A 26,953-nucleotide genomic window follows, 5' to 3' on the forward strand; every position below is an offset into this window, starting at 1 on the left:
AACCCGGGGGGGGTCCGGGTCGTCGGGCCCCGCGCCCCCCCCCCCCCCCCCCGGGGGCCCCCGGGGGGGGCCGGGGGGGCCCCACCCCCCCCCCCCCGGCCACCGCGCGGTGTCAGGCTCGTGATGAATCCGTAACAGCGGGATCCCCCGCACCACCCGGCGCGTCTCTCCGGGTGACGAACGCAAGAACACGGACTCGAGAGCACAGAAGAGAGGGTGCGACGCCATGGCGCTGCCCCAGCTGTACAGGAACAGGATCACGGCCCTGGTCGCCGTCACGGTCTTCGGCTTCGCGGGCACCCTGACCGCGGCGGTCACCGCCGAGGCGGTCGGCCGCAGCGCCGCCGCGGGCCTGCCGACGGAGGCCGACGCGGGTACCGGCCCGGCCGGCCGGGCCCAGGACGGCCGGCCGGCGGGCGGCGACGCCTCGAAGACCGTCGTCGTCGTACGCGGCGGGACGTCCGAGTCCCAGGCTCTCCCCCGGCCCTGAGCCCCGAGCCGCCTCCGGCCCCGAACCCCGCGCCGGCCCCCGAGCCCTCGTCCGACACCGAGCCCGGCCCCGCCCCCGCCCGGCGCCGCCCCGACACCCGATCCGGCCCGGGCCGGCGCCCACCCGCGCTCTAGACGCGGTCGCACTCCAGCCCGTCCAGCCGCTTCCCCTCGCCGGACAGCGTCACCCTCACCCGGTTCCACGGCAGCCCGCCGGGCACCTGGTTGTGGGCCGCGGTGCACACCAGCTGGGTGCGGGCGGTCCGCGAGATGCGGCTGACGTCGAGCGGCAGCGCGATCTCCACCAGCCCGGGGGCCGTCGTGACGTGCACGCCCGCTTCGGGGCGGACGCCGATGTCGCTGTAGAGGCCGCGCGTGCGCTCCGCCTCGTTGGGCCCCCTCAGCATCAGCCGTACGGCGTCCTCCGCGGTCACCGGGCCGTCCGCCGGACGCGGGGTACCGATGACGCCGGTCACCACGGCGAAGTACAGCCGGGCCTCCCAGCCGGGCGCGCCCGGCTGGTGGACGCCGGTGGCGGGCTGGCCGAACTCGATGACCTCCGTCGGCTCGATGCCGCAGCCGGCGAGCGTGCCCAGCAGGAGCACCGCGGCCGACGCGCGTCGTGCCCTCACTCCTCGTCACCTCCTGTGCGCAGGGGGAGGTCGACGGTGAACACCGCGCCTCCGCCGGGCCGGTTGGCGGCCCGGATGGTTCCGTGGTGCAGCCGGACGTTCTCCAGCGTGATGGCGAGGCCGAGGCCGCTGCCCTCGGAGCGGACCCGGGCGGCGTCGGCCTTGTAGAAGCGGTCGAAGACGTGCGGCAGCACCTCGGGGTCGATGCCCGGGCCCTGGTCGGCGACCTCGATGAGCAGCCGCCCGGGCGTCGGCCCCGAGGTGCTGCCGCCTTCCGTCGCGCGGACGGCCGCCTCGTCGCCTTCCGTCGCGCGGACCGTCACGTGGACGGGGGCGCCGCCGTGCCGCAGGGCGTTGCCGACGAGGTTGGCCACCACGACGTCGATGCGCCGGGTGTCGAGCCGGGCGCGGACGCCGTCCGGGAGGTCGGCGGTCACCTCGTCCTGCCAGTTGCGGGCCTGGAGGGTCTTGCGGACGGTCTCGGCGACGTCGACCTCATCGAGGTGGAGGGCGGCGGCGCCCGCGTCGAAGCGGGAGATCTCCATCAGGTCCTCGACCATGCGGGCGAGCTTGCCGGTCTCCTCGCTGATCAGCCGGACGGCGTAGGCGGTGTCCGGGTCGAGGGTGGCGGCGTCCTCGTCGAGGACGTCGACGACGGCCGTCATGGCGGCCAGCGGGGTGCGCAGTTCGTGCGAGACGTCGGCGGCGAAGCGGCGCGCGTTGGCCTCCATGCGGCGGAGTTCGGCGACGTTCTCCTCCAGGGCGGCGGCCATGCCGTTGAACGTCCGGGAGAGTTCGGCGAGTTCGTCGCGGCCGGTGACCTTCAGCCGGGTGTCGAGCGCGCCCTCGGTGATCCGCTGGGCGCCGCGGCGCAGTTCGCGTACGGGCCGGAGGACGCCGCCGGCGGCGATCAGGGCGGGCACCACGGCGAGGGCGACGGCGGGCAGGGCGCCGCTCTGGGCGGCGTCGACGAGGGCCTGGACGTTGGCCTCGTCCTCGCGCAGCGGGATCCGGGCGAAGACCTCCACGCCGGACGGTTTCCGCTGGTCGTTGCTGAAGGTGACGGGGAGGCCGATGACGAGCCACGGGCGGCCGTCGGTCTCGACGCGCTGCACGGCGGGGATCCCGGCCTGCACCTTCTTGCGCACGCCGGTGCTGATGGCGGCGTCCTCGCCGGGGCGGAGGGACGGGACCATGGGTCCGTCGCCGAAGCGGACGTGCACGACCCAGTGCTGGGCCGCCTCGCCGGCCCGGTTGAGGTTCGTCGCGAACTTGGAGAGACCTGCCGTGCCGGGCGGGTACCGCAGGTCGGGGGCCTGGGAGTTGACCTGGCCGCGCAGGGCGTCGACGGCGGTGTCCTGGGTGCGCTGGAGGATCGCGGTGCGCGCCTCGCGGAAGGTGAGCGCCGCGGTGGCCAGCGCGCTCAGCGCGGCGACGAGCAGGAACGCGACGACGAGCCGGGCGCGCAGGCCGCGGACGAGGGTGCGCAGGGCGGGCTTGCGCGCCCCGGGAGGGCGGCGCCTGCCGACGGGGCGGCGCACGCCAAGACGTCTCACAACGGGCCGAACCGGTAGCCGAAGCCGCGCACGGTCTGGATGTAGCGGGGCGAGCGCGTGGAGTCCTCGACCTTGGTGCGCAGCCGCATCACACAGGCGTCCACCAGCCGGGCGTCGCCGTGGTAGCTGTGCTCCCAGACGTGCTCCAGGAGCTGCTGGCGGCTGTGGACGCGGCCGGGGGTGGCGGAGAGGTGGAGCAGCAGCTTCATCTCGGAAGGGGCGAGCGCGAGGTCCTTGCCGTGCTTGGTGACGACCAGGCCGGCCCGGTCGACGACCAGGTCGCCGTGGACCTCGGCGGGCCGGGCGGCGGCCTCGGGACCGCCGTCGGCGGGAGCGGCGCGGCGGAGGACCGCGCGGATGCGGGCCTCCAGGACCTCGCCTCGGGCCGGCTTGACGATGTAGTCGTCGGCGCCCGCCTCCAGGCCGAGGACGACGTCGATGTCGTCGCCGCGGGCGGTGAGCATGATGATCGGGAGCTGCTGGGTGGCGCGGATCCGGCGGCAGACCTCGAAGCCGCTGACGTCGGGGAGCATCAGGTCGAGGAGGACCAGGTCCGGCCGGAAGGCGCCGAGCGCGGCGAGCCCGGCCTCACCGGTCGCCGCGGCCTCGACCTCGTGGCCGCGGCGGCGCAGGGTGAGGGTGACCCCTTCCCGCACCGCTCGGTCGTCCTCGATCAGAAGCACGCGTGACATAGGGACAGTATCGATCCGATCATCACACCAACGCGCCGGATGGGACCCCGTCCGGGGAACTGTCACCGATTGCTCATATTCACCTCGGGCCCCTGTGGCACCTCCCGCCTCACTTTCTTCACGGAGAGCCCCCGCCGTGAGAGCCGGGACGGGATAATGGCCAGCCGGTTGTCCGTACGCCATCAACCCCGCCCGCCACAGCCACCTCGGCACCCGTCGACGCCCCTCGACACCCCTCGACATGCACGGTCACCAGCGATCCGGAGGTCGCCATGAGCACGCACGAGGTCCTCAACCAGGCCCCGCCCCTGACCGGCTTCACCACCGCCGACGACCCCGCGCTGCTGGAGGCCCTCCGCCGGGACGGCGGCGCCCGGGGCGAGGAGGAGGTCCGGGCCCTGGGGGCACGGGCCGGCTCGGAGGAAGTGCAGGAGTGGGCGCGGCAGGCCGAGGCGTACCCGCCGGTGCTGCGCACCCACGACCGGTACGGCCACCGGGTGGACGAGGTCGACTTCCACCCGGCGTGGCACCACCTGATGACGGCGGCCGTGGAGAGCGGCCAGCACGCGGCGCCCTGGGCGGACGGCCGGCCGGGGGCGCACCTGATCCGCGCCGCCAAGTTCTATGTCTGGGCGCAGGCCGAGCCCGGCCACGGCTGTCCGGTCTCCATGACCAACGCCGCCGTCCCCGCCCTCCGCGCCCAGCCCGACCTCGCCGCCGTCTACGAGCCGCTGCTGGCGTCGCCGGTGTACGACTACGGGCTGCGGCCGCCGCTGGGCAAGCGCGGCCTGATCGCCGGCATGTCGATGACGGAGAAGCAGGGCGGCTCGGACGTGCGGGCCAACACCACCACGGCCGTCCCGGCGGGCGACGGCACCTACCTGATCACCGGGCACAAGTGGTTCACCTCCGCCCCGATGAGCGACGTCTTCCTGGTCCTGGCCCAGACCGAGCAGGGCCTGACCTGCTTCCTCATGCCGCGCGTCCTGCCGGACGGCACCCGCAACGCGATGCGCCTCCAGCGGCTGAAGGACAAGCTCGGCAACCGCTCCAACGCCTCCTCCGAGATCGAGTACGAGCGGGCCGTCGCCTGGCCGGTGGGCGAGCCGGGGCGCGGGGTGCGCACGATCGTCGAGATGGTCAACATGACCCGCCTCGACTGCGTCATCGGCTCGGCCGCCGGCATGCGCGCCGGGCTGCGGCAGGCCCTGCACCACACCACGTACCGCCGCGCCTTCGGCGCCGAGCTGATCGACCAGCCGCTGATGCGCAACGTCCTGGCGGACCTCGCCGTCGAGTCGGAGGCGGCCACGGCCCTGGCGATGCGCCTGGCGGCGGCCCTGGACCGGTCGGAGGCCGGGGACGAGGCGGAACGCGCCCTGCGGCGGCTCGCGCTGGCGGCCGGCAAGTACTGGGTGTGCAAACGCGGCAGCGCACACGCGGCGGAAGCGCTGGAGTGCCTGGGCGGCAACGGCTACGTCGAGGAGTCGGGCATGCCCCGCCTCTACCGCGAGGCGCCGCTCCTCTCCATCTGGGAGGGCTCCGGCAACGTCGCCGCCCTGGACGTCCTCCGCGCCCTCACCCGCGAACGCGGGGCGCTGGACGCCTACTTCGCCGAGGTCGGCGCGGCCGCCGGCGCGGACCCCCGCCTCGACGCCGCCACCGCCCGCCTGCGCTCCCTCCTCACCACCCTCGACGACCCCCACCACGCCCAGCTCACCGCCCGCCGCCTGGCCGAACAGCTCACCCTCGTCCTCCAGGGCAGCCTCCTCGTCCGCCACTCCACCCCCGCCATGGCCGACGCCTTCTGCGCCTCCCGCCTGGCCGGCGACTGGGGCGGCGCCTTCGGCACCCTCCCGCCGGGCGCGGACCTGGGCGGGGTGCTGGCGCGGGCGGTGGTGAAGGACGCGGGCTAGGCACCCGGCCCGCCGGGCACGCCCGTCAGGCTCCGAAGCCGAGCCGATCGGACAGGAACAGGGCGAGCGGCCCGGCCCGGGAGCAGGCACCTGACGTTGTGGTGACGTCAGCGCGCGTGCCCGTCCGCGGCGGGGCGATCACACCCTGCGCCCGAGAAAACGGAAGCCCTCCGTCCGCCCGCCCGACCGGCCCCGTCCGGCGCGTCCGAACATCCACTTCGCCCCCTCGAACACCCTCATCCCATCGGAGGAAACCGCCCCGCATCCCGGCTGAACGGGTGACACACGCCGCAGTATCTCCGTGGCGCGCCCTCGCGCCGTTGTGGGCGAATCCGGAGGATGCCGTGGACGAGTGGGTGGTGCTGGTCCTCGCGATGATCGCGGTGATCGTGGTCGTCGTGTCCGTGATCCTGCTGCGCGGGCGGCGGGTGAGGACCGGCGAGGATCCCTCCGAGACGCCCGACGTCATCGAGTACATGACGATGATGATCGGCGTGGTCTACGCCATCGTCCTCGGGCTGGCCATCGCCGGCGTCTGGGAGGCGCGGAACTCCGCGCAGGCGACGGTGCAGGCCGAGGCGCAGGCGCTGCACGAGATCCAGGAGCGGGTGCAGGCGTTCGCACCGGCGGCCCGGGAGCAGGTGCGGGCGGACGTCGACACCTACGTCCAGTACGTCGTCCACAAGGAGTGGCCGGGCATGCTGGACGACGGACAGCTCACCGACAAGGGGAAGGAGCTGCTGGACAAGGTGCGGGCGGACATCACGTCCTACGAGCCGAGGAACGACCGCGAGAGCCAGTCGTACCAGCCGCTGCTGGACCAGGCCGGGGCGGCGGACGCGGCGCGCAACGCCCGTGCGCTGAGCGCCGGGGACACCATGCCGGGGGTGGTGTGGTTCGGTCTGATCGGCGGGGCGCTGGTGGCCGTGGGCCTGATCTACACCCTGCAGATCCGGCGGTCGCCGCGCGAACTGCTCCTCGCCGGGCTCTACAGCGCACTGATCGCCTTCCTCCTCTTCCTCATCTGGGACTTCGACACCCCCTTCGGGCACTACGTCGGCGACTCCACCGACGCGTTCACGAATCTGTTCGCGGTCTGACGGACGCGCCGCTCGGTTCCGGCCAGATTCCGTCGGCCGCCCTCCGTCCCCCCTCGTCCCCGCCCCACCCCCGGCGTCCGCGACGACGCCGGGCGGGGGCGGCGCGGCGTCCGCGCCCGTCCACCGTCCGCGACCTCCCAGCGCCCGGCCGCGCAGCCGCTCTCCCGGGCCCGGGCGGCCGCTGCCCACAGCCCGTACGCCGTCCCCGGAGCGACCGGTCCCGGCGGGCCCGTCGCCCCCGTCCCAGTGGTCTACGCCTTTCCCTGGCGCCTCCCGGCACGCCTTCCAGGCATGACCGGTTCCCGGCGCCGGCCCGCGCGTTTCGCCCTCCGTTTGGGGGTACAGGGCAAGGGGGCTGACCGACAGGAGGGCACCCGGAGTGACCGACGAGAGCATCGCCTACGGCGAAGGCGCGACCCGGACGGTCGACATGGACGAGGCGGCGGCACTGGTCCGCGGCATCTGCTTCAAGACCGGCCCGCCCCGCCTCCTCGGCGTCGAGCTGGAATGGCTCGTCCACGACCTGCGCGAACCGACCCGTCCGGTGGAAGCGGCCCGGCTGAACGCCGCCGCCGACCGGCTCCGCAAGCTTCCGCTGCGCTCGCTGCTCACCATCGAGCCCGGCGGCCAGATCGAGTTCAGCTCGCAGCCCGCCGGCTCCCTCACCGCCTGCGTGGACGAGGTGGCCGCCGATCTCGACCTGGCCAGGGCCGAGTTGAAGGACATCGGGCTCTTCCTCGCCGGTTACGGCAAGGAGCCCTGGACCCATCCGGACCGGGTGGTGGAGACCCGTCGCTACAGCGCGATGGAGGTCTACTACGACCGCTGGAACGGGGCCGGCCGCACCATCATGTGCCGGACGGCGTCCGTCCAGGTCTGCGTCGACGCCGGCGGCGAGGGCCCGGGCCCGCTCGGGTTCGACCGCCGCTGGCGGTACGCGCACCTGCTGGGCGCGGTGCTGGCCGCCGCGTTCGCCAACTCGCCGCTGCACCTGGGGCGGCCCACCGGCTGGCGCTCCACCCGCCAGGCCACCTACGCCCGGATGGACCCGGGCCGCACCCTCGCCCCCGCCGAGCACCTGGAGCCGCGGGCGGCCTGGGCCGAGTACGCGCTGGACGCGGAGGTGATGTTCATCCGGCGCGAGGAAGGACCGTGGCAGCCCGTACAGGGCCTGCCGCTCCGCGAGTGGCTGCGCACGGGCGAGCCGCGGCCGGTCACCGCGGGCGATGTGCTCTACCACCTGACCACGCTGTTCCCGCCCATCCGGCCGCGCGGCCACCTGGAGATGCGCATGATCGACGCGCAGCCGGGCGAGGACGGCTGGCTGGTGCCGCTCGCGGTGACGGCGGCGCTGTTCGACGACCCGACGGCCGCCGAGACCGCGTACCGCGCGGTGAAGCCGCTGGCCGACGCGGCGGGCGGGGAGCCCACCCCGCGCAACCCGCTGTGGTGCCGGGCCGCCCGGCACGGCCTGTCCGATCCGGAGCTCCACGCCGCGGCGGCCGGCTGTTTCGCGGCGGCGCGCGAGGCGCTCCCCCGGCTCGGGGCCTCGCCCCGGGTCCTGGAGGCGGTGGACGAGTTCACCGCCCGGTACGTGGACCGGGGCCGCTGCCCGGCCGACGACCTGCTGGACCTGGTCGCGGACCGGTCCGTGGGCGCGGAGTGCGGGTCGTGACCGCCACGGGCCGCGGGGCCACCGGGCGGGAGCACGACGGTTACGACGGCACGGACCCCGGCGCGCTCCGGCGGCGCGCCGTGGACGTCCTGCTCGCGGCCCGTGAGCGCACCACCGCGCTCACGGGCTGCGTACCGGACCCCGAACTCACCGCGCAGCACTCGCCGTTGATGTCGCCGCTGGTGTGGGACCTGGCGCACATCGGCAACCAGGAGGAGCTGTGGCTGCTGCGTGCCGTGGGCGGGCACGCGGCGCTGCGGCCGGAACTGGACTCCGTCTACGACGCGTTCGAGCACCCGCGCGCCGAACGCCCCGCGCTTCCGCTGCTGCCCCCGGACGAGGCCCGCCGCTATGTGGCGGACGTCCGCGGCCGGGCGCTGGACGTCCTCGACCGGACACCGGTCGACGACGACGGCGGCGGGCCGCTGGTCCGGGCGGCGTTCGCCTTCGGGATGATCGCCCAGCACGAGCAGCAGCACGACGAGACCATGCTGATCACCCACCAGCTGCGGGCCGGCCCGGCCGCGCTCACCGCGCCGGAGCCGCCGCCCGCCGCCCCGGACACGGCCGGGCTGTCCGTCGAAGTCCTCGTCGAGGGCGGACCGTTCACCATGGGCACCTCGGCCGAGCCCTGGGCGCTGGACAACGAACGGCCCGCGCACGAACGCGTGGTGGCGCCGTTCTTCCTCGACACCCTGCCGGTGAGCAACCGGGCGTACGGGCACTTCGTCGAGGACGGCGGCTACCGCGACCCCCGCTGGTGGCACCCCGAGGGCTGGGCGCAGGTGCGCCGGCACGGGCTGACGGCGCCGCTGTTCTGGCGGCGCGACGGCGGGGCGCCGGGCGGCTGGCTGCGGCGCCGCTTCGGCGTGGTGGAGCCGGTGCCGCCGGACGAGCCGGTGCTGCACGTGAGCTGGTACGAGGCCGCCGCGTACGCCGCCTGGGCCGGGCGGCGGCTGCCCACCGAGGCCGAGTGGGAGAAGGCCGCCCGGTACGACCCGGCGTCCGGCCGATCCCGCCGCTACCCGTGGGGCGACGAGGACCCCACGCCCGACCGTGCCAACCTCGGCCAGCGCCACCTGCGCCCGGCCCCCGTCGGCGCCTATCCGCGCGGCGCGTCCCCGCTGGGCGTCCGGCAGCTGATCGGCGACGTGTGGGAGTGGACGGCGAGCGACTTCCTGCCGTACCCGGGGTTCCGGGCGTTCCCCTACCGCGAGTACTCGGAGGTCTTCTTCGGCAGCGCGTACAAGGTGCTGCGCGGCGGGTCGTTCGGGGTGGACCCGGTCGCCTGCCGGGGCACGTTCCGCAACTGGGACCTGCCGGTGCGCCGGCAGATCCTCGCCGGCTTCCGCACGGCCCGCGACCCGGAGCCGTGCTGATGTGCCGGCACCTGGCCGTCCTGGGCCCCGAGGCCCCGCTCGGCGCGTCCGTCGCCGACCCGCCGCACGCCCTCGTCCGGCAGTCGTGGGCGCCGCGCCGGCAGCGGCACGGGACGGTGAACGCGGACGGGTTCGGCATCGGCTGGTACGCGGACGGCGACCCGCGACCCGCCCGGTACCGCCGGGCCGGCCCGGTGTGGGCGGATCCGTCCTTCGCCGACCTGGTCCGGGTGGTACGGGCCCGGGCGCTGCTGGCGGCGGTGCGGGACGCGACCGGGCCGAGCGCCGACGGCGAGGCCGCCGCGGCCCCCTTCACGGCGGGCCCGTGGCTGTTCAGCCACAACGGCGCCCTCACCGGCTGGCCCGGCTCGGCCGCGCCCCTCGTCCCGCTGCTGCCCGCCGCGGCCCTGCTGCGTCTGGAGGCACGCTGCGACGCGGCGTTCGTCTGGGCGCTGGTGGCGCACCGGCTGCTGGACGAGGGCGATCCGCCGGGGCGGGCGCTCGCGTACGCCGTCACCGCGCTCGCGGAGGCCGCGCCCGGCTCCCGGCTGAACCTGCTGCTCACCGACGGCGCTTCGGTCACGGCCACCGCGTACGGGGACTCCCTGTGGTACCTGGCCGGCCCCGGCGAGCGGGTCGCGGTGGCCTCGGAGCCGTACGACGACGATCCGCGCTGGACCGAGGTGCCCGACGGCAGCCTGCTGTCGGCGGACCGCACGCGGGTCGCCCTCACGTCCCTGTAGCAACCTCGTAGCACCTCGTGTCACCTCGCAGCACCTCTCTACGTCCTCGAGCTCCGCATCCCTTCCCCCTGCCCCGCCGCACGCGCAAGGAGCCCTGCCCGTGAGCCAGTTCGTCCTCTCCCGCACCCTCCCGTCCGACGCGACCGCCGCCGCCCTGCGCGCCGACGTCGCCGAGGGGCTGACCCGGTCGCCCAAGGAGCTCCCGCCGAAGTGGTTCTACGACGCGCGGGGCAGCGCGCTCTTCGACGAGATCACGCTGCTGCCCGAGTACTACCCGACGCGCGCCGAACGCGAGATCCTGCGCGCCCGCGCGGCCGCCATCGCCGCCGCCACCGGCGCGCGGACGCTCGTGGAACTCGGCTCCGGCTCCTCGGAGAAGACCCGCCACCTCATCCGGGCCCTGCCCCTGCTGGACCACTACGTGCCGGTGGACGTCAGCGAGAGCGCCCTGTCCGGGGCCGCGGCGACACTGCTCGACGAACACCCGGGGCTGCGGGTGCACGCCCTCGTCGCCGACTTCCAGTACGGTCTGGCCCTCCCGGACACCCCCGGGCCGCGGCTGCTCGCGTTCCTCGGCGGCACCATCGGCAACCTGCTGCCCGCGGAACGGGCCGAGTTCCTGGCCGGCCTGCGGGCCGGCATGGCCCCCGGCGACGCCCTGCTGCTCGGTACGGACCTCGTGAAGGACGAACGGGTGCTGGTCTCGGCGTACGACGACTCCCGCGGGGTCACAGCCGCCTTCAACAAGAACGTCCTCGCCGTCCTCAACCGCGAGCTGGGCGCCGACTTCGACCCCGCCGACTTCGTCCACGTCGCCCTCTGGGACGCCCGGCACGAGTGGATCGAGATGCGTCTCCGCGCCCGCCGGCCCGTCCTGGCCAAGATCCCGGCCCTGGACCTGACCGTCCACTTCGCCTCCGGCGAGGAGCTGCGCACAGAGGTCTCGGCGAAGTTCCGGCGCGAGGGGGTCCGGGCGGAACTCGCCGCCGCCGGGCTGGACTTGAGGCACTGGTGGACGGACGGCGCGGGGCGCTTCGCGCTGTCGCTCTCGGTGCCGTAGGGGCGCCTGCGGCGGGCTGTGCCCCGGTCCCGCCCCTTCGCCGTTTCCTGGGGCTGACGCCCCAGACCCCGCTTGTCGCGGCTTCGCCGCTCGTCCTCAAGCGCCGGACGGGCTGATTTCAGCCCGTCCGGCGCTTGAGGACAACCGCGCGGAGCGCGGTTTCGGGGGTGCGGGGGCGTAGCCCCTGCAAGAAACGGCGAAGGGGTGGGGCCGGGGCGAAACACCCCCCGGTAACCTGACCCCGTGAACCAAGAGCAGCCCACGCCCAACCCCGACAGCCTCCCCGGAAGCTTCGAACGCGGCACCGACGGCCCCAAAATCATCGTCGTCGGCGTGGACGGCTCCGACTCCTCCTGGCGAGCCGCCGCCTACGCCGCCGGCCTGGCCCGCCGGCAGAACGCTCTGCTCGCCATCGTCTACGTGCAGCCCGTCCTGGTGGGCGGCGCGGCCTTCGGTGCTCCGGTGGCCGAGGTGACGGAGGAGGTCGCCGAGGAGCTGCTCGCGGAGATCCGCGCGACGACGGACCGGCTGCGCGGGCTCTATCCGCACGCCATGCGCTGGGAGTTCCACACCTTCCGCGGCGACCCGTACTCGGGCCTGGCGCAGGCGGCCGACGATCTGAAGGCCGACGCGGTGGTCGTCGGCGCGTCGGAGCAGGCGGGCCACCGCATCATCGGCTCGGTCGCGATCCGCCTGGTGAAGGCGGGGAGGTGGCCGGTGACGGTCGTGCCGTAGCGGAGGCGATGGCCGATGTCCGTCCTGGCGCTGTGGCACGCCGCCGTCCCGAGGGCCCTGCTGGTCCCCGGGCCGACGGCCGGCGCGGCGGTGACGTGGGCGGCCGGACGCGGCGGCGCCGGCCTCGCGGTGCTGGTCGGCTGCGTCCCCGCGCTGGCCGGCGCGGCTCTGGTCAGCGCGTACCGGGGGGGGTGCTGCCGCCGGGGGCGGCGGTCGGGACAGACACGCCGTTCGGCAACACCGCCATGTTCCAGCTCGCCTGCTGGTATCTCCGCGGCCCGCTGGGCGCCCTGGCCACCACCGCGCCTGACCCGCTGCCTCCGCGACCACGCCAACGGCGGCGCCCGCCTCGCGCCGACGCGCAGTGTGACGGACGGTGGTGGGGTCAGTACGACCGCGCCGCCGGGAGGACCATCACCCATGACGAACCACACGTACCGCGTGACCGAAATCGTCGGCTCGTCCCCCGAGGGCGTGGACCAGGCCATCCGCAACGGCCTCGCCCGCGCGTCGCAGACGCTGAGGAACCTGGACTGGTTCGAAGTGGTCCAGGTACGCGGCCACTTCGCCGACGGCGGCGGCGTCGGCCACTACCAGGTGGGCCTGAAGGTCGGGTTCCGCCTGGAGGACGGCGACTGATTGCCGCTTTCAGCGCTTCCGGCCGTGCGGGCCGCCCGCCCGTCACCGCGCCATCCTGTCGAACGGGGTACGCGCATCGGCGCACGGCCCGTCCGACACGCCGCCGGGTGAGCGGCCGCGGCGCGGAGGCCGGGTCGTCATTGCGCCCGGGGCGGTGGACGGCACGCCGTCCCGGCGCCCGGGTGCGTCGGCGCGCGCGGAATGGCGCACATACGGTCGCCTTCAAGTTCCACCAGAAGGGCCCGTACTGGACGGACGACGCGAGTGACATCGACTCGGGCGACCGCTCGTACAGCATCGGCCTGTCGTGCTGACGCCGTAACGCGCGGCACGTGAGGGCGTCGGCCCGACGTCGCCGGGCCGGGCCGGCGCCCGGACCGTCAGCCCTTCAGCCGCTCCTCCAGCTCCCCGAGGTCGGCGGGGAACCACGTCTGCCGTCCGCGGTCGCACTCGCGGACGAAGTCGCGCAGCGCGGAACTTTCCGCCGTGTGGCGGGAGATGTCGCCGACGACGGCGAGGCCGAGCCGGTAGTTCGCGAACTTCTGCACGACGTCGCCCGCGAAGCGCGTACGGAGCCGGAAGAACGCCTCGTCGAGCCGCTCGGCGGGGAGGGCGACCCACCGGGCGCCGTGGTATCCGGCGTCGCCTATGAGGTCCAGGACGTCGGCCTCGCCGCGGATCGCCGCGCCGTCGGCGGCGCACATCCATACCGGTACGCCGTGGATCGTCCGCAGGGTGGCCATCGGTCCTCCGGGGGCCGGGTGTTGCCGGGTACGTGACCGGATCAGCCTGTCACAGGCGACGGCGAGCGGCTTTGGGGGGCGTCCGGGCTACTCGCCGAGGTCGAAGGGGGTGGGCCGGTGCCGTTCCCAGATGCGGGCCGACGCCTCCTCGGGATAGGGAGCGGTACGGGAACCGGCGTCCAGGACGCGGGTCGTCCACGCGTCGGGGCGGGCGGCCGGCCAGCCGGGGTCGCCCGAGGTGACGAACCCGGTCCAGGCGCGCAGGAGTTCGCGCGACACCGCGCGGGCGGCGGCGGTGGGGTGCTCGCCGAGGAGCCCGACGCCGTTGGGGCTGTCCAGGGTGCCGAACGCCAGGGGGACGTCGAGACTGTGGCAGGCGCCGAAGGCCGGTACTTCGAGGGCGAGTTCGAAGAGGAACGAGACACCGCCCGCCGTCCCGTTCGCCCGGGCCAGGCAGAGGGACGGCATCCGGAAGAGGGCGTCCGAGTAGACCGTCTCCAGCACCTCCTCCGGGGTGGCCCCGGGGAAGGTCGCGCGGTAGGCGTCGGCCCCGCCCGGCCGTGGGGCGAACAGGTCCAGGGCGGTACGCGCCTCCTCGTCCGTGAAGGTGCCCGCCCGTCCGCTCATCACGCTGAAGAGCCGGAACTCGTCGCGGGTGTGGCCGACGAGCAGCTCGATGCCGGGCGCGCGCCCTCCGGCGAGCGCGGCCCACGGCGACTCGGGAAGCACGTCACCGTCGACGACGGGACCCATGGCGGCCCCGAGGCGGGCGAGCCGTCCCCACTCTCCGTACGGCCCGGGGAGCTCGGCGCCGAGGGCGGTGACCTCCGCCGCCAGGCGCCACGGGTCGACGGCGGCCAGGGCCGCGGCGGTGGGCGTCGCGCCGAGCCGGTGCGCGAGCGTCCGCGCGACGCGTTCGCCCAGTGCGCGGGTGCAGTGGATGCCGGGCACCGAGTGGGCGATGGCCCGCCGGAACAGGCCCCGCGCCCGTTCCATCGTCAGCAGGGCGGCGATCGAACCGGCGCCCGCGGACTGGCCGGCGACGGTGACCAGTCCGGGGTCCCCGCCGAAGGCGGCGACGTTCCGCCGGACCCAGCGCAGCGCGGCGATCTGGTCGAGGAACCCGCGGTTGGCCGGGACGCCGTCCAGCAGCGCGAAACCCTCCGCGCCCACGCGGTAATTGACGCTCACCACCACGATCCCCGCCGCGACCAGGGCGGCCGGGTCGTACATGGGGTCGCTCGCGTCCGCCGTCATATAGCCGCCGCCGGGGATCCACACCAGTACCGGCAGCCCCGCCGCGCCCGGGTCGGGGGTGCTGACGTTGAGCGTCAGCCAGTCCGTGCCGCCGTCGCCCCGCGTCCGGACCGGGCCGGACTGCGGGGCCGTGGGGCCGAACTCCACGGCCTGCCGCACCCCTTCCCCTCCGCGCGCCGGGACCGGCGCGGCGAACCGGAGCTCACCCACCGGCGGCTCGGCGTAGGGAATGCCCCGGAACTCCGCGCTCCCCTGCCGCCACCGCCCCTCCACCAGGCCCTCCGTCGTACGCACCTTCGGCCGGTCCGTCATGGCGCCTCCCCTTCGCTCGCTTGCCCTTCGGCGCTTTCGAGTTTTATCGGCCAGCTGTATTATGTCAACTGTAAGAAAACGCGATCCCGGGGAGAGAGCCGACGATGCCGAAGCAGGTGGACCACCGCGAACGCCGCGAGACGATCGCCCGCGCCCTGTGGCGGGTGGTGGAGCGGCACGGCGTCGCCCAGGCGACGCTGCGCGAGGTCGCACGGGAGGCGGGACTCTCCCACGGGTCGCTCCAGCACTACTTCGCCTCGCGGGAGGCGATGCTCTCGTTCGCCATGGACTTCGCGTCCGAGCAGACCGCGCTGCGCGTCGGCCGCCGTCTGGCGGAACTGGGCGAGCACCCGCACCCCCGCGACGTCCTCCGGGTGATGCTCACCGAGACCCTCCCCCTGCACCCCGACGCCCGCGCGAACAGCCGGATGAGCGCCGCCTACGTCCTGGAGGCGCTCCACGACGAGGACGTCCACGCGCGGGCGCGCGGCGGGCTCCTCCAGGGGCGGGACATGGTGGAACGCCTGGTGCGCCAGGCCATCGACGACGGCCACATCGCCCCCGAGCGCGATCCGGCGGTCGAGACCGACCTGCTCCTCGCCCTCACCGGTTTCACCACCCTCCTCGAACTGCGCGTGGTCACGCCCGAGGCGGTGCTCACCGCCGTCGACCGGCACTTGGACGGACTGTTCGCGAGCGGGTCCTCCTCCTAGGGCCCCTCAGGGTCCCCCTAGGGGTTCCTTAGGGGCGGTGTCCTCCCCGGGCATGATCAACAAGGCGGGGGCAGGCGCCAAGCTTGGTGATCGCGCACCGATGCGCTTCCCCCAGTGGCCGCCGACTCTTGGAGTGGCCACTGCCCGCGACCCCCCGAAAGGCCCTGCGCCTCCATGATCGCCCAGCACCGCCGCCGCACCGGCACCGTCACCGCCCTCCTCGCCACCGCCCTGCTCGCCTCGACGGCGCCCGCGCTCGCCGCCCCGGCCGGGACGGGCGGGCACGGCGCCGCCGACCGGGCCGATCTGCGGGAGGCGCTGCGGGCGGTGGTGGCCGACGGCATACCCGGAGCGGTCGCCGAGGTCCGCGACGAGCACGGCGTCTGGCGGGGCACGGCCGGGGTGGAGGACCTCCGCACCGGGCGGCCGCCGTCCGCCGACGACCGGTTCCGCGCCGGCAGCGTCACCAAGAGCCTGGTCGCCACGGTGGTGCTGCAACTGGTGGCCGAGAAGCGCGTCGGCCTGGACGACCCGGTGGACCGCAGCCTGCCGGGCGTCATCCCGGCCGGCCGCCACGGCAAGCAGATCACCGTACGCCAGCTCCTGCACCACACCAGCGGCCTGCCCAACTACACCGACGCCCTGGTCAAGAGCATCGGGGGCGACCTCGGCCAGTTGCGGACCCGCCACTGGACCCCGCGCGAGCTGATCGCCCTGGCCCTCACCGAGACCTCCCCCTTCGAGCCCGGGGAGAAGGGCAAGTGGGAGTACTCCAACACCAACTACGTGGTGCTGGGGCTGCTGGTGGAACGCCTCACCGGCCACTCGCTCGGCCACGAGATCGACCGGCGCGTCGTCCGGCCGCTGCACCTGAAGAACACCGGCGTCCCGTCCGACGCGCGACTGGCCGGCCGCCACCTGCACGGTTACGAGCGGTTCCCCCGCCCGACCGCGCCGTACACCGACATCACCGAGTACGACCCGGACGTCTTCCGCGGCCCGGGCAACGTCGTCTCCGACGCCCACGACCTCAACACCTTCTACCGCGCCCTCGGCGCCGGCCGGCTGCTGCCCGCCCGGCTCAACAAGGAGATGCGTACGCTGACGCCGGACGGCGGGGACCGCAAGGGCCGGTTCTACGGGCTGGGCCTGGAGGGCAACACCACCGTCTGCGCGGACGGCACGCTCATGCTGGGCCACACGGGCAGCGTGCCGGGGTACGCCACCTTCAGCTTCGGCACGGCGGACGGCCGGCGGCAGGTGACGCTCGTCCTCAACAGCGACCCCGACATCACCAAGAACGACAAGGCGGGCGCCGACGCCTTCCGCTTCCTCGGCGCGGCGCTCTGCGGGAAGAACGGGAAGAAGGGGAAGTGACCACGTCCGCCGTCCTGCCCCGCTTCCCGATCATGGCAACCCTTGTTGCCACCGCCGGGACGACCGGGTAGCAATGCGGGTGTGGACCACTCACCAGCCATCACCCGCGCCCTGTCCGAGGTCGGCCCGCGCCTCAAGCGCCTGCGCACCGGGCGCGGGGTGACCCTGGCGGCGCTGTCCGAGGCCACCGGCATCTCCAAGAGCACCTTGTCGCGCCTGGAGTCGGGCCAACGCCGGCCCAGCCTGGAACTGCTGCTGCCCATCGCACAGGCGCACCAGGTGCCACTGGACGAGCTGGTCGGCGCCCCCGAGGTCGGCGACCCCCGCGTCCGGATGACGCCCCGGCGCGCGAACGGGCAGGTCGTCGTCCCTCTCACCCGGCAGCCGGGCCCCCTCCAGACCTTCAAGTCCGTCCTGCCCGCGAGCAGGAAGACCCCGGAGCTCTGCACCCACGAGGGGTACGAATGGCTCTACGTCCTCTCGGGCCGGCTGCGCCTGGTGCTGGCCGACCACGACCTGGTCCTCGGCCCGGGTGAGGCCGCCGAGTTCGACACCCGGCTGCCGCACTGGTTCGGCACCACCGGGGAGGGGCCGGTCGAGATGCTCAGCATCTTCGGGCGGCAGGGCGAGCGGATGCACGTACGCGCCAGGCCGCGCGCCCGCGGCGGGGCTGCTGACGGCTGACGGCTGACGGCTGACGGCTGACGGCTGACGGCTGACGGCTGACGGCTGACGGCTGACGGCTGACGGCTGACGGGACACGATCGCGTCAGCCGCGGGCGGCCCCGGCGGCGGCCCGGGGCGGGTGGCGCAGGACGCAGTCGCCGCACATGCCGCCGGAGGGCACGCGGTAGTACAGGCAGCAGGTGGTACGGACGAACTCCGGCCCGGCGGCCGTGGCGGCCAGCCGCCCGGTGCCCGCCAGCAGCGGATGTTCCAGCAGCGCGCGGGCGCGGGTGAGGGCCCGCTCGGCCTCCTCGCCCCGCCCCCGCTCCGCACACCAGGTGTGCAGCACCCGCAGGGCGCCGCCGAGCGCCGACCCCGCGTTGCCCCACAGCACCCGTGACGAGACGGGGACGGCGTCCCGGAACAGATCGTGCAGCGGCGCGAGGCGCCCCTCGACGACGGTGGCGGCGATCCCGGCCACCGGATCCGTGCCGGACGGCAGGAACGGCACGTCCGGCAGCCGCAGATCGTCGGGCGCCGTCAGCAGCGGGTGCCACCGGAGCCCGTCACCGGCGAGGTCCGGCACCCGCCCGACGAGCACGGCGGCACCGAGCGCCACCGACAGCAGCCGCCCGGCGACCCCCTGGAACGCCACCGACGCCGCCACCCGCTCCTCCCCCGTCCCCAACCGCCGCCCCACGGTCTCCACCCGCAGCCGCACGGCCTCCTCCCCCAGCGGCAGGTAGCCGCCGGGGCCGGGGCCGCCGAGCTCGTCGCCATCCGTGCGGAGCGCGAAGAAGGGGCCTACGGCGGCGAGTTCGGTGAGGTGCATGGGGCGTACGGTCCTCAGGGGTGCGGAGGCGGGCGGGTCAGCGGCGGATCAGAGGGCGGTCCAGGTGAAGGCCACCTTGTCACCCTGCTTGAGCTTGTACTGGCAGCCGCCGACGGTGGTCGGGGTCCCGTTGACGGCGATGTTCCAGTAGTACTCGTCGTTCCCGGTGTCCTTGGCTATGCGGTTGACGAAGTAGTCGTCGAACGACGCGTACCAGGTGCCGTCCCAGGTGAAGCCCTTCTTCTTGGAGGCGTCGTCGAGGGCGGCGGTGGGCGTGGCGCCCGGGGTCGGGTTCGCCTTGTTGTTGGTGCCGTCGCACTTGTGGGTGCCGCCGGTGGCGGTGGTGACGTCGTGGCCGGTGGTCTTGATGTCACCGCTGAAGAGGACGCCGTTGGAGCCCTTCACCGTGAGGTTGACGGTGATGGGCGCCGGGGCGGCGGCCTTGGGGGTGGCGGCCACGGCGCCGGTGGCCGGCGCGGCGAGGGCCAGACCGAGGGCGGCGGTGGCGACGAGGGCCTTGCGGGTGAGCGGAGCGAGCATGGAACGTACCTTTCGTGATGGGGTGGGGGAGGACTGTGGGGGGCTCAGACCGCGTCGTCCCGGCGGCGGCGCCGCGAGACGACGACGGCGGCCGACCCGGCGAGCAGCAACGCGCCCGCGCCGATGGCGACGGGGTACGCCGTGTTCGCCCCGGTGCGCGCGAGGCTGCCGCTGGCGTTGTCGGTCCCGGACGAGCCGGTGCCGGTGGTCGTGCCGGTACCGGACGACGTGCCGGTGCCAGTGGATCCGCTGGTCCCCGTGGAACCGTCCGAACCGCCCGTGGTGGTGTCGGCCGTGGCGCTCGCGGTGGGTGTCGCCGTGGCGGTCGCGGTCGCGGTGCCGGTCGGAGCGGCGGTCGATGCTTCGGGCGACGGGCTGTTGCCCGTCGTGGCGGACTGGGAAGGGCTGGGTGACGTCGTGTGCCCACCGTTGGAACCGGTGTTGCCGGTGTCCCCAGCACAGGTCAGCGGGGCTGTGCCGCTCTTCATGTGCCCACCGTTGATGTTGGCCAAGGGCTGCCGCGCCAGCGCGGGGATGGCTTGCGCGGTGGCGCGCAGGGTGCTTCCGTCGACGCCGCGTTGCTTCCACCCGACCGCTCCGCGGTCGTAGATGTTCTTGGTCTCACAGCCCACCTGGACGCTGCGCAGCCAGTCGATGCCCAGGTCGGCTTCCGTGGTGCGCCTTCCGGCCAGCAGGGCTTGAACCGCCAGCGCGGTGGAGTTGGCGTTGGCCTCCCACTCTTTCTTCGGCTTGCCCGGCGTCAGACTGGCGTCGGCGAAACCACCATTGGGCAGTTGCTGCTCCTCGACGAGCCACTTCAGCCCCTCTTCGGCCTCGGCCGTCCGCCCCGCCGCGAACAGGGCCTGCACGGCCATGCCGGTGGCATCCGTGTGCGGGGTGCAGGTGTCGGGGTTGGGCTTGTCCTTGAGGGCGAGCGGAAAGCCGCCGTTCTTGCACTTGCTCGCCGCGATGACGTCGACCGCCTCCTTGGGCGCGCCGCCGGCGCGCTGCAGGGCGAGAACGCTCAGAGACTGAGTGAACTGGTTGGAGTAGTCGCCGTCGTGACCCTTGAACCGGCCGTTTTTCTGCAGAGCACCCTGCAGCAGGGCAGGAAGATCGTACCCGCCGAAGTCCTTGAGCCTGCGGTGCATGATCTCCGCGACCAGCAGCAGCTTGGCCGTTCCCCCGGCGTTCACCTTGTCCTTGCCGGCGGTGTGGATGTACTGCCCGGCGGTGTCTTCCAGGAAGTCGGTCGCCCGTTCGGCCGTCTTCCCGGCGGTGCCGGTGGAGGCCAGTCCCATGACGATGTCGGCGGTCAAGCCGTGGTCCCACTGGGCATTGGAGCGCGCGTCCAACTGGTGCGCCGCCCACGCGGCGGCGGCCTCGGCCGCGACGGGCAGGGGCACCTGCGAGCCCGTCCGGCCCTCCGCCGGCGTCTCACCGGCGAAAGCGAGCCCCGCCGTACCGGTGGACAGCAACGCCGCTCCCACCAGTGCCAGCGGCAGGGCGGCGCCTCTGCCCGAACGTACGGACTGTGTCATGCGGTTCTCTCCTCGGGAATTCATCGGCGGGACGCCGGAGTAAAAGTGACCGGTGCGTCGAACGCCGCCCGGCGGGCGGCGCGGCGCAGCACGGTGAGGACGGCGGGACCGGTGAGCAGGATGGCGACGGTGTTGGTGACGGCTCGGCCGGTGTCCCAGCCGAAGGTGGACGTGACGAGCGTGAACGCCGCGAAGCGGTGGAGGTTGTCCAGGAGCGGGGCACCCGGCTGGAACGACAGCTGGGTGTCGGGCCCGGCCGTGAACGGCCAGAACCACATGTTCATCAGGAAGCCGAACCCGTAGGCGACGACGATCCCGTACCCGACGAGCATGGCGATCTCCGCCCGCCCGGTGACCCGCCTGGGCAGCAGCCCGGCACCGAGCCCGATCCACGCGGACGCGATCATCTGGAACGGCAGCCACGGCCCGACGCCCGCGGTGAGCAGCGCCGACGCGAACAGCGACGTGGCGCCGAGGACGAAGCCGAAGCCGGGCCCGAAGACCCGTCCGGCGAGCACGAGCAGGAAGAACACCGTCTCGATGCCCGCCGTCCCCGCGCCCAGCGGGCGAAGCCCCGCGTTCACGGCCGACAGGACGCCGAGCATCGCGAGCGCCTTGGTGTCGATGCCCCCGGAGGCCATCTCCGCCAGGACGACGGCGAGCAGCACCGGCATCGCGACGACGAAGACCAGCGGCGCGTCGGCGGTGTGCGCCATGCCTCCGGTGCGGGGTTCGGCCGAGCCAAACAGCGGCCAGAAGAACATGGCGAGCCCGGCGAGGCTCGCCAGGGCCAGGACGAGGCCGCTGCGGAACTTGATGCGGATGACGGGGACGCGGCGGGCGGGACGGGCGGCGCGGACCGGACCGGCCGTGCGGACCGGACCGGCGACGCGGGTCGGACCAACAGTGGGGGCCGGACCAGCGACGCAGGTCGGACCTGCGCTGCGGGCGGGCCCGGCGGCGGCGCGCGTCCCGCCGGTCGGCTCCGCGCGCCCGCCGGACTCCCGCGCAGGGTCCGCGAGCGTCGGCGACGAACCGGAACCGTCCCGCGGAACGGCCGGTTCCTGACCGCCTGTCGAACCGCTTGCCGAGCCGCCCGCCGAACCGTCCGCCACCGGCGCGCCGGTGTCCGCGGAAAGCTCGGCAACCGCGCGGCCGGGCCGCCGATCGCCCCGCGCACCAACAGTCCCGACAGCCCCGACGGTGCTGCCCTCAGCCGTGCCACCGTCCGCCGTCCGGTCTCCCGCCCCGACGCCCGCCGGCTCGTCGTACGGTCCGGTGGACGTCGGCCGCCGGCCGGACGGCGTCCGGCCCCGGCTGTCAAGGCCGGCGGCCCGACCCTCCGGCCGCTCCCCCGCACCGCCGGGCGCACCACTCCGGGTGCCCCGGCCACCGCGGTCGCCACCGGCGGCGCTTCCGCCCGCGACGCCACCGGCGGAAACGCCGCTCCCCTCCAAGCCGGCGGCCGCGCGGACCGGCTCGTCCCCACCGCGCACGTTCATACCCCCACCTCCGCCACCGGCGGCCGTTCGGCGAAGGCCAGAGCGTCCGCCACCTGTTCCACCGTCAGCCACGCCTGCGGCGCCAGCACCTTGGCCACCTGCGGCGCGAACGCCGGGGAGGCGACGATCACGTCGGCCGTCGGCCCGTCGGCGACGATCTCGCCCTCGGCCGTGATCAGGACGCGGTCCGCCGTACGGGCCGCGAACTCGACGTCGTGGGTGGCGACGACCACCGCGCGGCCCTCGTCGGCGAGGCGCCGCACCAGGGCCGTGAAACGTTCCTTCGCGGGCAGGTCGAGCCCCCGCGTCGGCTCGTCCAGCAGCACCGCGCGCGGCGCGGCGGCGAGTTGGACGGCGAGGACGAGGGCGAGCCGCTGCCCTTCGGACAGGTCGCGGGGGTGCCGGGTGCCGGGGATGCCGGGGGCCAGGTCGTCGAGGAGGGCGCGCGCGGTGCCCGGCGCGGCGCCGGACTCCTTGTCGGCCTGGGCGCATTCCGCGTCCACGCTCTCCAGGTACAGCAGGTCGCTCGCCGTCTGCGGCACCAGCCCGACCAGGCCGCGCGCCTTCCGCGCCGGGACGCGGCCCGGGTCCGTGCCGTCCACGTCGACCCGGCCGGAGCGGCGGGGGCCGGACCCCTGGAGGGCCCACAGCAGCGAGGACTTGCCCGATCCGTTGCGGCCCATCAGCGCGACGACCTCACCGGCCGCCAGGTCCACGGACATTCCCCTGACCGCCCGCACGGATCCGTAGCCGACGACGACGTCCCGGGCCGCGAGGACGGTCTCCCGGACGGCGTCGGCTCCCCCGGCGCCCGACGCGTCGACCGCGTCCGGCGCCTCGACCGCCCCCGGCGCCCGTCCGGCCAGGCGCTCCCGCAGTGGTCCGGCCAGGCGGCGGGCGTCGCGGACGGACAGGGGGAGCGGGTCCCAGCCGGCGAGGCGGCCGAGGCGGACCACCGGCGGGGCCACGTCGGCGTCGCGGACGGCCTCGGCCGGGGTGCCGACGGTCACCCGGCCGTCGCCGGGCAGGTGGACGACCCGGTCGGCGTACTGCAGGACGCGCTCCAGCCGGTGCTCGGCGATCAGCACGGTGGTGCCGAGGTCGTGGACGAGCCGGGTGACCGCGGCCAGGACCTCCTCCGCCGCGGTGGGATCGAGCGCCGACGTCGGCTCGTCGAGGACGAGGACGCGCGGGTGCCGGGTGAGGACGGAACCGAGGGCGACCCGCTGCTGCTGCCCGCCCGAGAGGGTGCGGAGGGCGCGGTGCCGCAGGGGGGCGATGCCGAGCAGGTCGAGGGTCTCCTCGACACGTTTGCGCATCACGTCGGCCGGGGTGCCCAACTGTTCCATTCCATAGGCGAGTTCCTCCTCGACGGTGTCGGTGACGAACCCGGCGAGCGGATCCTGGCCGACGACGCCGACGAGGTGCGCGAGTTCCTGCGGCGGCGCCTCCCGCGTGGAGACGCCCGCGACGGTCACCTCACCGCTCAGGTGCCCGCCGGTGAAGTGCGGGACGAGGCCGTTGACGGCGCCGAGGAGGGTGGACTTGCCGACGCCCGTACGGCCGGTGACCAGGCAGAGTTCCCCCTCGGGCAGGTGCAGGCGGACGTCGCGCAGCGTGGGCCGGTCGGCCCCGGCGTAGGTGACGGTGACGTCGTCGAAGGTGATCACGCGAGCGCCTCCCGCGCGGAAGGCCCGCCTCCGGCGGCGGCACGCTCGGCGGACACCTCGCGTGGGCCGGGCGCCTGGTGCGCATGCGGTGCCGTGAAGGCGGCGGCGTTCCCGGCGGACGCCCCTTGGGTGACCGTCTGGGTGATCGTCACGTCCGGGTCACCGCCGGAGATCCCCGGGGTCGCCGCCCGGGCGTCCTCGCGCGCCTCGGCGGGCGCGGCCTCCGAGGCGGGCTCCCCGTGGGGGGCCACCGGCTCACCGACGCCGTGCCTCGCGGCCGACGGCTCACGCGGGACGGACGCCTTGTCGGTGACGGTGTTCACGGCGCCCTCTCGGGCGGCGGGCACCTCCGCCTCGCCGACGGAATCCGGCACCGCCGTCACCTCCGGCACTGCCGTCACCGCCGGCACCGCGCTCTCCGGTGACGCCTTGCCGACGGCAGCCCTCGCGACCGCCGTTCCCTGACCGGCCGTCATCCTCGGGTCATCGAGGCCCACCGCCGGCGCGGACGCCTCGTGCGCACCGGACACCTCGTCGAGGGAAATCCGCGCAGCGGACACCGCTCGGCCGGACACCGCTCGGCCGGACACCGCTCCGCCGAACACCGCTCCGCCGGGCGTCGCCGCAGGCCCACCCGACGCCACAGGCCCGTCCGACGCCACAGGCCCGTCCGACGCCACAGGCCCGTCCGACGCCGCAGGCCCGGGCGTAGCCGCAGGCCCACCCGGCGCCGCGGGCCCGTCCGTCCTCGCGGGTTCCCCGGCGGACCGGCCCCGACCGGGCGCCGTTCCCCTCGCCGCCTCGCCCTCGGCCACCGCCCGGCCCTCGGACGGATCCGGGCCGCTCGTCCGCTCGCCACCGCCCGGCACCGACCCGGACTCCGGCCCGGGTTCCCGCGGGACGGCCCCCGGCGCCGCCGGTGCCAGCCACGCGGGGAGGGCGCCGACGAGGATCGCGGCGACGGGCAGCGGGCCCGCCTCCGGCCAGGTGAGCGGGGAGAGCGACGGGTAGAGGTCGGCGGCGTCCGCGCGGGACGCCAGGTACAGCAGGGCGCCGGTGGCGATGCCGGAGCCGGCGACGAGGAACTCGGCGGCCCGCCAGCGGTCGGGCCGGTAGCGGCTGCGCCCCGCCCGCAGGCCGCCGAGGACGAAGCCCAGGACGGCGACGGCGAGTCCGCCCAGCAGCAGCGGCACGCCCAGCCGGCGCGGGGTGTCGGAACCGAGGACGCCGTAGAGCCCCGCGCAGACGCCGAGCAGCCCGGCGACGACGACGGCGCCGGACAGCCGGCGGGGCCCCGGCGCGGCGCGGCCGGCGCGGCCGGTGCTGCCGTAGCCGTGCGAGGCCATGGCGGCGGCCAGGGCCAGGGAGCGGTTGAGGGCGTCCTCCAGGACCGGGATGACGATGCCGCGCAGAGCGCGCAGCCCGCGCTGCCGGCCGCCCCGCAGGGCCCGGGCGCGGCGGACGCGCTGGACGCTCTCGACGAGTTGGGGTGCCACGGTCAGGGCCACGACGACGGCGGTGCCGATCTCGTACAGGGCACCGGGCAGCGCCTTGAGCATCCGTTTGGGGTTGGCGAGGGCGTTGGCGGCGCCGACGCAGATGACCATGGCGGCGAGCCGCAGCCCGTCGTAGACGCCGCCGAGCACCTGTTCGGCGGCCACCGGGCCGAAAAGCCGGATGCCGGCGGCCCAGTGCGGCAGCGGCACCTCCGGCAGGGTGAACAGGACGTGCTCCCCCTGGCCGCCGCCGAAGACCACGCGGAAGACGACGCGCGAGACCACGATGAACGCGCCGAGCATCAGGTACATGGGGAAGGCGAGCGCCCACGGGTTGTCCCCGCGCCGGCGGACGACGACGCAGCCCGCCGCCGCGACGAGGAGCGCCAGCAGCAGCGGGTTGGAGGTGCGTCCGGCGGCGGCTGCCAGGCCCAGGGCCCACAGCCACCACGCGCCCGGGTGCAGGGCGCGCGGCAGGACCAGCGGAGCGCGGAGGACGCCGCGAGGGCGTGCGGACGTCACGATGCGCTGTCACCTCGTGCGGCCCGCTTGCGGCGCCAGGCGGTGACGGACGCGGAACCGGCGAGTCCGGCCGCGGCGGCGGCCACCAGGATCGTGCCGACGGGCACGCCACCGCCGCCGTCCGAGCTGTGCGCGACGGTCCGCGGGCTGTCGGCGGACGTGCGCTTGCCGTCGTCCTCACCGCCGGTCCAGTCGGCGGCCTCGGTGGGCGTGTCCTGGGGGCCCGGGGTGCGCTCGTCCGCCGCCCCGGGTGTGGCCGGGCCGGAGGGGGCCGGGCCCGCCGGGCCGGTGGGGCCGCCGCCGGGTGCGGAGGGACGGCCGGGGCCCTGTTCCCGGCCCGGGTCGCGTCGGTCGCCGGGGCCACCGCTCCCGGCCGCCGATCCGCCGCCGCCTACGGAACCGCCACTTCCGCCGGAACCACCGGTTCCGGAGGAACGCCCGCCACCCGGACTCCCGTTGGCCGGAGCGCCGTTGCCCGGGCCGCCGCCACCCGGGGCACCGGCGCCGCCTCCCCCGCCGCCCGCCGGGCGTCCCGGGTCACCGCCGCCCGGCTGGGGCTGCGGTTGCCGCTGAGGCCGCTGGGGCTCCCCCTGCGGCGGTACGGGCGTTCCCGGGCGCCGGGGCGCCACCCGGGGCGCGGGCGCTCCGCCCGCCTCCTTGTCCAGCGAGAACGACCAGCCCTCGAAACTCCCCGCGGGCGGCGTGCGGTTGGCGACACCCCACTGGCTGTACGTCCAGCGGCCGTCGTTCGGCGCGTGCCAGTAGGACCAGTACGCGCTGGCGGGCGGCGTGTCCGCGCAGGACTCCCGGCGCGGCTCGGGCTTGCTCTCGATGCGGCAGACGAAGCCCTCGCCCCACCGGAGGGTCCCGGCGATCCGGAATCCGGCGTTCTTCAGGGCGGTCAGGCCGGTGGACTGCCCGCCGGGCGCGCAGCGGACGATCGTGCTGCCGCCGAGCCCCTGGAAGTCGACGACGACGGTGACCCCGTCGCCGTCGGGACAGAAGCCCGGCCTGCCGCGGCCGGTGTCCACGGCGGCGGCGTCGCCCGCGGTGGCGAGCCCCGAGGCGACGGAAGCGGCGGCCAGCGCCAGTGCGGCCACCGACGCGCGTATCCGACCGGCCATCAAACGCCCTTCGTTGGGGCCCGCGCCCGGGCCCCCGGGCCC

24 protein-coding genes are annotated in these 26,953 nt (G+C 75.2%); 12 read left to right on the forward strand and 12 right to left on the reverse strand.

All coding sequences use genetic code 11. The features are described from left to right. Positions 1 to 226: 226 nt before the first annotated feature. Positions 227 to 490 carry a hypothetical protein gene (locus ACH4PU_RS21900; RefSeq protein WP_398274437.1) on the forward strand — a complete coding sequence of 88 codons (264 nt, stop codon included), beginning with the start codon at positions 227 to 229 and terminating at the stop codon, positions 488 to 490. Between the two features lie 130 nt (positions 491 to 620). Here the strand turns inward: ACH4PU_RS21900 and ACH4PU_RS21905 are convergent, their stop codons facing one another. Genes ACH4PU_RS21905 through ACH4PU_RS21915 form a run of 3 tightly spaced genes read right to left on the reverse strand, consistent with a single transcriptional unit; the run spans position 621 to position 3,369 of the window. After that, complete coding sequence (locus ACH4PU_RS21905) at positions 621 to 1,121, reverse strand: hypothetical protein (protein WP_398274439.1); 501 nt, start codon at positions 1,119 to 1,121, stop codon at positions 621 to 623. Continuing rightward, positions 1,118 to 2,662, reverse strand: a complete 1,545-nt coding sequence (locus ACH4PU_RS21910) for an ATP-binding protein (RefSeq protein ID WP_398274444.1) — start codon at positions 2,660 to 2,662, stop codon at positions 1,118 to 1,120. The genes ACH4PU_RS21905 and ACH4PU_RS21910 overlap by 4 nt, the downstream gene beginning before the upstream one ends. 11 nt (positions 2,663 to 2,673) lie before the next feature. Next, a complete protein-coding gene (locus tag ACH4PU_RS21915; protein ID WP_398274447.1) occupies positions 2,674 to 3,369 on the reverse strand; it encodes a response regulator in 696 nt (231 codons plus the stop codon). Positions 3,370 to 3,641: 272 nt separating this feature from the next. On the opposite strand from ACH4PU_RS21915, the gene ACH4PU_RS21920 reads away from it, so the two are divergent. The 8 genes from ACH4PU_RS21920 (at position 3,642) to ACH4PU_RS21955 (ending at position 12,616) form a co-directional block, all read left to right on the forward strand. Beyond that, positions 3,642 to 5,285, forward strand: coding sequence for an acyl-CoA dehydrogenase family protein (locus ACH4PU_RS21920; protein ID WP_398274450.1), 1,644 nt, complete (start codon positions 3,642 to 3,644; stop codon positions 5,283 to 5,285). A 344-nt stretch (positions 5,286 to 5,629) separates the two neighbouring features. Continuing rightward, positions 5,630 to 6,385: a hypothetical protein gene (locus tag ACH4PU_RS21925; protein WP_398274453.1), complete on the forward strand. Its 756-nt coding sequence runs from the start codon at positions 5,630 to 5,632 to the stop codon at positions 6,383 to 6,385. Between the two features lie 430 nt (positions 6,386 to 6,815). Further along, on the forward strand, positions 6,816 to 8,060 hold the full coding sequence (gene egtA, locus ACH4PU_RS21930) for an ergothioneine biosynthesis glutamate--cysteine ligase EgtA (RefSeq protein ID WP_398274717.1): 1,245 nt from the start codon (positions 6,816 to 6,818) through the stop codon (positions 8,058 to 8,060). Next, complete coding sequence (gene egtB, locus ACH4PU_RS21935; protein WP_398274456.1) at positions 8,057 to 9,439, forward strand: ergothioneine biosynthesis protein EgtB; 1,383 nt, start codon at positions 8,057 to 8,059, stop codon at positions 9,437 to 9,439. The genes egtA and egtB overlap by 4 nt, the downstream gene beginning before the upstream one ends. Further along, positions 9,439 to 10,182, forward strand: coding sequence for an ergothioneine biosynthesis protein EgtC (gene egtC / locus ACH4PU_RS21940; protein ID WP_398274459.1), 744 nt, complete (start codon positions 9,439 to 9,441; stop codon positions 10,180 to 10,182). Before egtB ends, egtC begins: the two co-directional genes overlap by 1 nt. A gap of 100 nt (positions 10,183 to 10,282) precedes the next feature. Beyond that, entirely contained in the window at positions 10,283 to 11,242 is a 960-nt protein-coding gene (gene egtD, locus ACH4PU_RS21945) for an L-histidine N(alpha)-methyltransferase (RefSeq protein WP_398274462.1), read from the forward strand. A 243-nt stretch (positions 11,243 to 11,485) separates the two neighbouring features. Next, complete coding sequence (locus ACH4PU_RS21950; protein ID WP_398274465.1) at positions 11,486 to 11,977, forward strand: universal stress protein; 492 nt, start codon at positions 11,486 to 11,488, stop codon at positions 11,975 to 11,977. Between the two features lie 420 nt (positions 11,978 to 12,397). Beyond that, entirely contained in the window at positions 12,398 to 12,616 is a 219-nt protein-coding gene (locus tag ACH4PU_RS21955; protein WP_398274468.1) for a dodecin, read from the forward strand. A gap of 380 nt (positions 12,617 to 12,996) precedes the next feature. Here the strand turns inward: ACH4PU_RS21955 and ACH4PU_RS21960 are convergent, their stop codons facing one another. Further along, a complete protein-coding gene (locus ACH4PU_RS21960) occupies positions 12,997 to 13,359 on the reverse strand; it encodes a DUF4180 domain-containing protein (RefSeq protein ID WP_398274471.1) in 363 nt (120 codons plus the stop codon). Between the two features lie 87 nt (positions 13,360 to 13,446). Next, complete coding sequence (locus tag ACH4PU_RS21965; protein ID WP_398274474.1) at positions 13,447 to 14,928, reverse strand: carboxylesterase/lipase family protein; 1,482 nt, start codon at positions 14,926 to 14,928, stop codon at positions 13,447 to 13,449. A gap of 104 nt (positions 14,929 to 15,032) precedes the next feature. Here ACH4PU_RS21965 and ACH4PU_RS21970 point away from each other — a divergent pair, with 104 nt between their 5' ends. From ACH4PU_RS21970 to ACH4PU_RS21980, 3 genes are all read left to right on the forward strand, one after another. Continuing rightward, positions 15,033 to 15,641 carry a TetR/AcrR family transcriptional regulator gene (locus ACH4PU_RS21970; protein WP_398274477.1) on the forward strand — a complete coding sequence of 203 codons (609 nt, stop codon included), beginning with the start codon at positions 15,033 to 15,035 and terminating at the stop codon, positions 15,639 to 15,641. Positions 15,642 to 15,815: 174 nt separating this feature from the next. Beyond that, positions 15,816 to 17,018 carry a serine hydrolase domain-containing protein gene (locus ACH4PU_RS21975; protein ID WP_398274480.1) on the forward strand — a complete coding sequence of 401 codons (1,203 nt, stop codon included), beginning with the start codon at positions 15,816 to 15,818 and terminating at the stop codon, positions 17,016 to 17,018. A gap of 81 nt (positions 17,019 to 17,099) precedes the next feature. Beyond that, complete coding sequence (locus ACH4PU_RS21980; protein WP_398274483.1) at positions 17,100 to 17,702, forward strand: helix-turn-helix domain-containing protein; 603 nt, start codon at positions 17,100 to 17,102, stop codon at positions 17,700 to 17,702. A gap of 85 nt (positions 17,703 to 17,787) precedes the next feature. On the opposite strand, the gene ACH4PU_RS21985 is transcribed toward ACH4PU_RS21980, so the two are convergent. From ACH4PU_RS21985 to ACH4PU_RS22015, 7 genes are all read right to left on the reverse strand, one after another. Further along, entirely contained in the window at positions 17,788 to 18,516 is a 729-nt protein-coding gene (locus ACH4PU_RS21985) for a (2Fe-2S)-binding protein (protein WP_398274486.1), read from the reverse strand. Positions 18,517 to 18,564: 48 nt separating this feature from the next. Continuing rightward, positions 18,565 to 19,056 (reverse strand): DUF4430 domain-containing protein, encoded by a 492-nt coding sequence (locus ACH4PU_RS21990; protein WP_398274489.1) that lies wholly within the window; start codon positions 19,054 to 19,056, stop codon positions 18,565 to 18,567. 44 nt (positions 19,057 to 19,100) lie between these two features. Then, positions 19,101 to 20,597 carry an LPXTG cell wall anchor domain-containing protein gene (locus tag ACH4PU_RS21995; RefSeq protein WP_398274493.1) on the reverse strand — a complete coding sequence of 499 codons (1,497 nt, stop codon included), beginning with the start codon at positions 20,595 to 20,597 and terminating at the stop codon, positions 19,101 to 19,103. Positions 20,598 to 20,617: 20 nt separating this feature from the next. Continuing rightward, entirely contained in the window at positions 20,618 to 21,421 is an 804-nt protein-coding gene (locus ACH4PU_RS22000; protein ID WP_398274720.1) for an ECF transporter S component, read from the reverse strand. A 674-nt stretch (positions 21,422 to 22,095) separates the two neighbouring features. After that, positions 22,096 to 23,769 (reverse strand): ABC transporter ATP-binding protein, encoded by a 1,674-nt coding sequence (locus ACH4PU_RS22005; protein WP_398274496.1) that lies wholly within the window; start codon positions 23,767 to 23,769, stop codon positions 22,096 to 22,098. Next, positions 23,766 to 25,787 (reverse strand): CbiQ family ECF transporter T component, encoded by a 2,022-nt coding sequence (locus tag ACH4PU_RS22010; protein WP_398274499.1) that lies wholly within the window; start codon positions 25,785 to 25,787, stop codon positions 23,766 to 23,768. The genes ACH4PU_RS22005 and ACH4PU_RS22010 overlap by 4 nt, the downstream gene beginning before the upstream one ends. Further along, positions 25,784 to 26,911 carry a hypothetical protein gene (locus ACH4PU_RS22015; protein ID WP_398274502.1) on the reverse strand — a complete coding sequence of 376 codons (1,128 nt, stop codon included), beginning with the start codon at positions 26,909 to 26,911 and terminating at the stop codon, positions 25,784 to 25,786. The genes ACH4PU_RS22010 and ACH4PU_RS22015 overlap by 4 nt, the downstream gene beginning before the upstream one ends. Positions 26,912 to 26,953: the final 42 nt, after the last annotated feature.

The sequence above is a fragment of the Streptomyces sp. NPDC021100 genome, from assembly GCF_044333095.1.
Lineage (GTDB): Bacteria > Actinomycetota > Actinomycetes > Streptomycetales > Streptomycetaceae > Streptomyces.

What these genes read in the sequence shown, in the direction of transcription:
- ACH4PU_RS21995 (WP_398274493.1), bottom strand. Translation starts at nt 20,597, where the DNA reads ATGACACAGTCCGTACGTTCGGGCAGAGGCGCCGCCCTGCCGCTGGCA.
- ACH4PU_RS22015 (WP_398274502.1), bottom strand. Translation starts at nt 26,911, where the DNA reads ATGGCCGGTCGGATACGCGCGTCGGTGGCCGCACTGGCGCTGGCCGCC.
- ACH4PU_RS21965 (WP_398274474.1), bottom strand. Translation starts at nt 14,928, where the DNA reads ATGACGGACCGGCCGAAGGTGCGTACGACGGAGGGCCTGGTGGAGGGG.
- ACH4PU_RS21970 (WP_398274477.1), top strand. Translation starts at nt 15,033, where the DNA reads ATGCCGAAGCAGGTGGACCACCGCGAACGCCGCGAGACGATCGCCCGC.
- ACH4PU_RS21915 (WP_398274447.1), bottom strand. Translation starts at nt 3,369, where the DNA reads ATGTCACGCGTGCTTCTGATCGAGGACGACCGAGCGGTGCGGGAAGGG.
- ACH4PU_RS21960 (WP_398274471.1), bottom strand. Translation starts at nt 13,359, where the DNA reads ATGGCCACCCTGCGGACGATCCACGGCGTACCGGTATGGATGTGCGCC.
- ACH4PU_RS21985 (WP_398274486.1), bottom strand. Translation starts at nt 18,516, where the DNA reads ATGCACCTCACCGAACTCGCCGCCGTAGGCCCCTTCTTCGCGCTCCGC.
- ACH4PU_RS21900 (WP_398274437.1), top strand. Translation starts at nt 227, where the DNA reads ATGGCGCTGCCCCAGCTGTACAGGAACAGGATCACGGCCCTGGTCGCC.
- egtC (WP_398274459.1), top strand. Translation starts at nt 9,439, where the DNA reads ATGTGCCGGCACCTGGCCGTCCTGGGCCCCGAGGCCCCGCTCGGCGCG.
- egtA (WP_398274717.1), top strand. Translation starts at nt 6,816, where the DNA reads ATGGACGAGGCGGCGGCACTGGTCCGCGGCATCTGCTTCAAGACCGGC.
- ACH4PU_RS21955 (WP_398274468.1), top strand. Translation starts at nt 12,398, where the DNA reads ATGACGAACCACACGTACCGCGTGACCGAAATCGTCGGCTCGTCCCCC.
- ACH4PU_RS21990 (WP_398274489.1), bottom strand. Translation starts at nt 19,056, where the DNA reads ATGCTCGCTCCGCTCACCCGCAAGGCCCTCGTCGCCACCGCCGCCCTC.
- ACH4PU_RS21975 (WP_398274480.1), top strand. Translation starts at nt 15,816, where the DNA reads ATGATCGCCCAGCACCGCCGCCGCACCGGCACCGTCACCGCCCTCCTC.
- ACH4PU_RS21920 (WP_398274450.1), top strand. Translation starts at nt 3,642, where the DNA reads ATGAGCACGCACGAGGTCCTCAACCAGGCCCCGCCCCTGACCGGCTTC.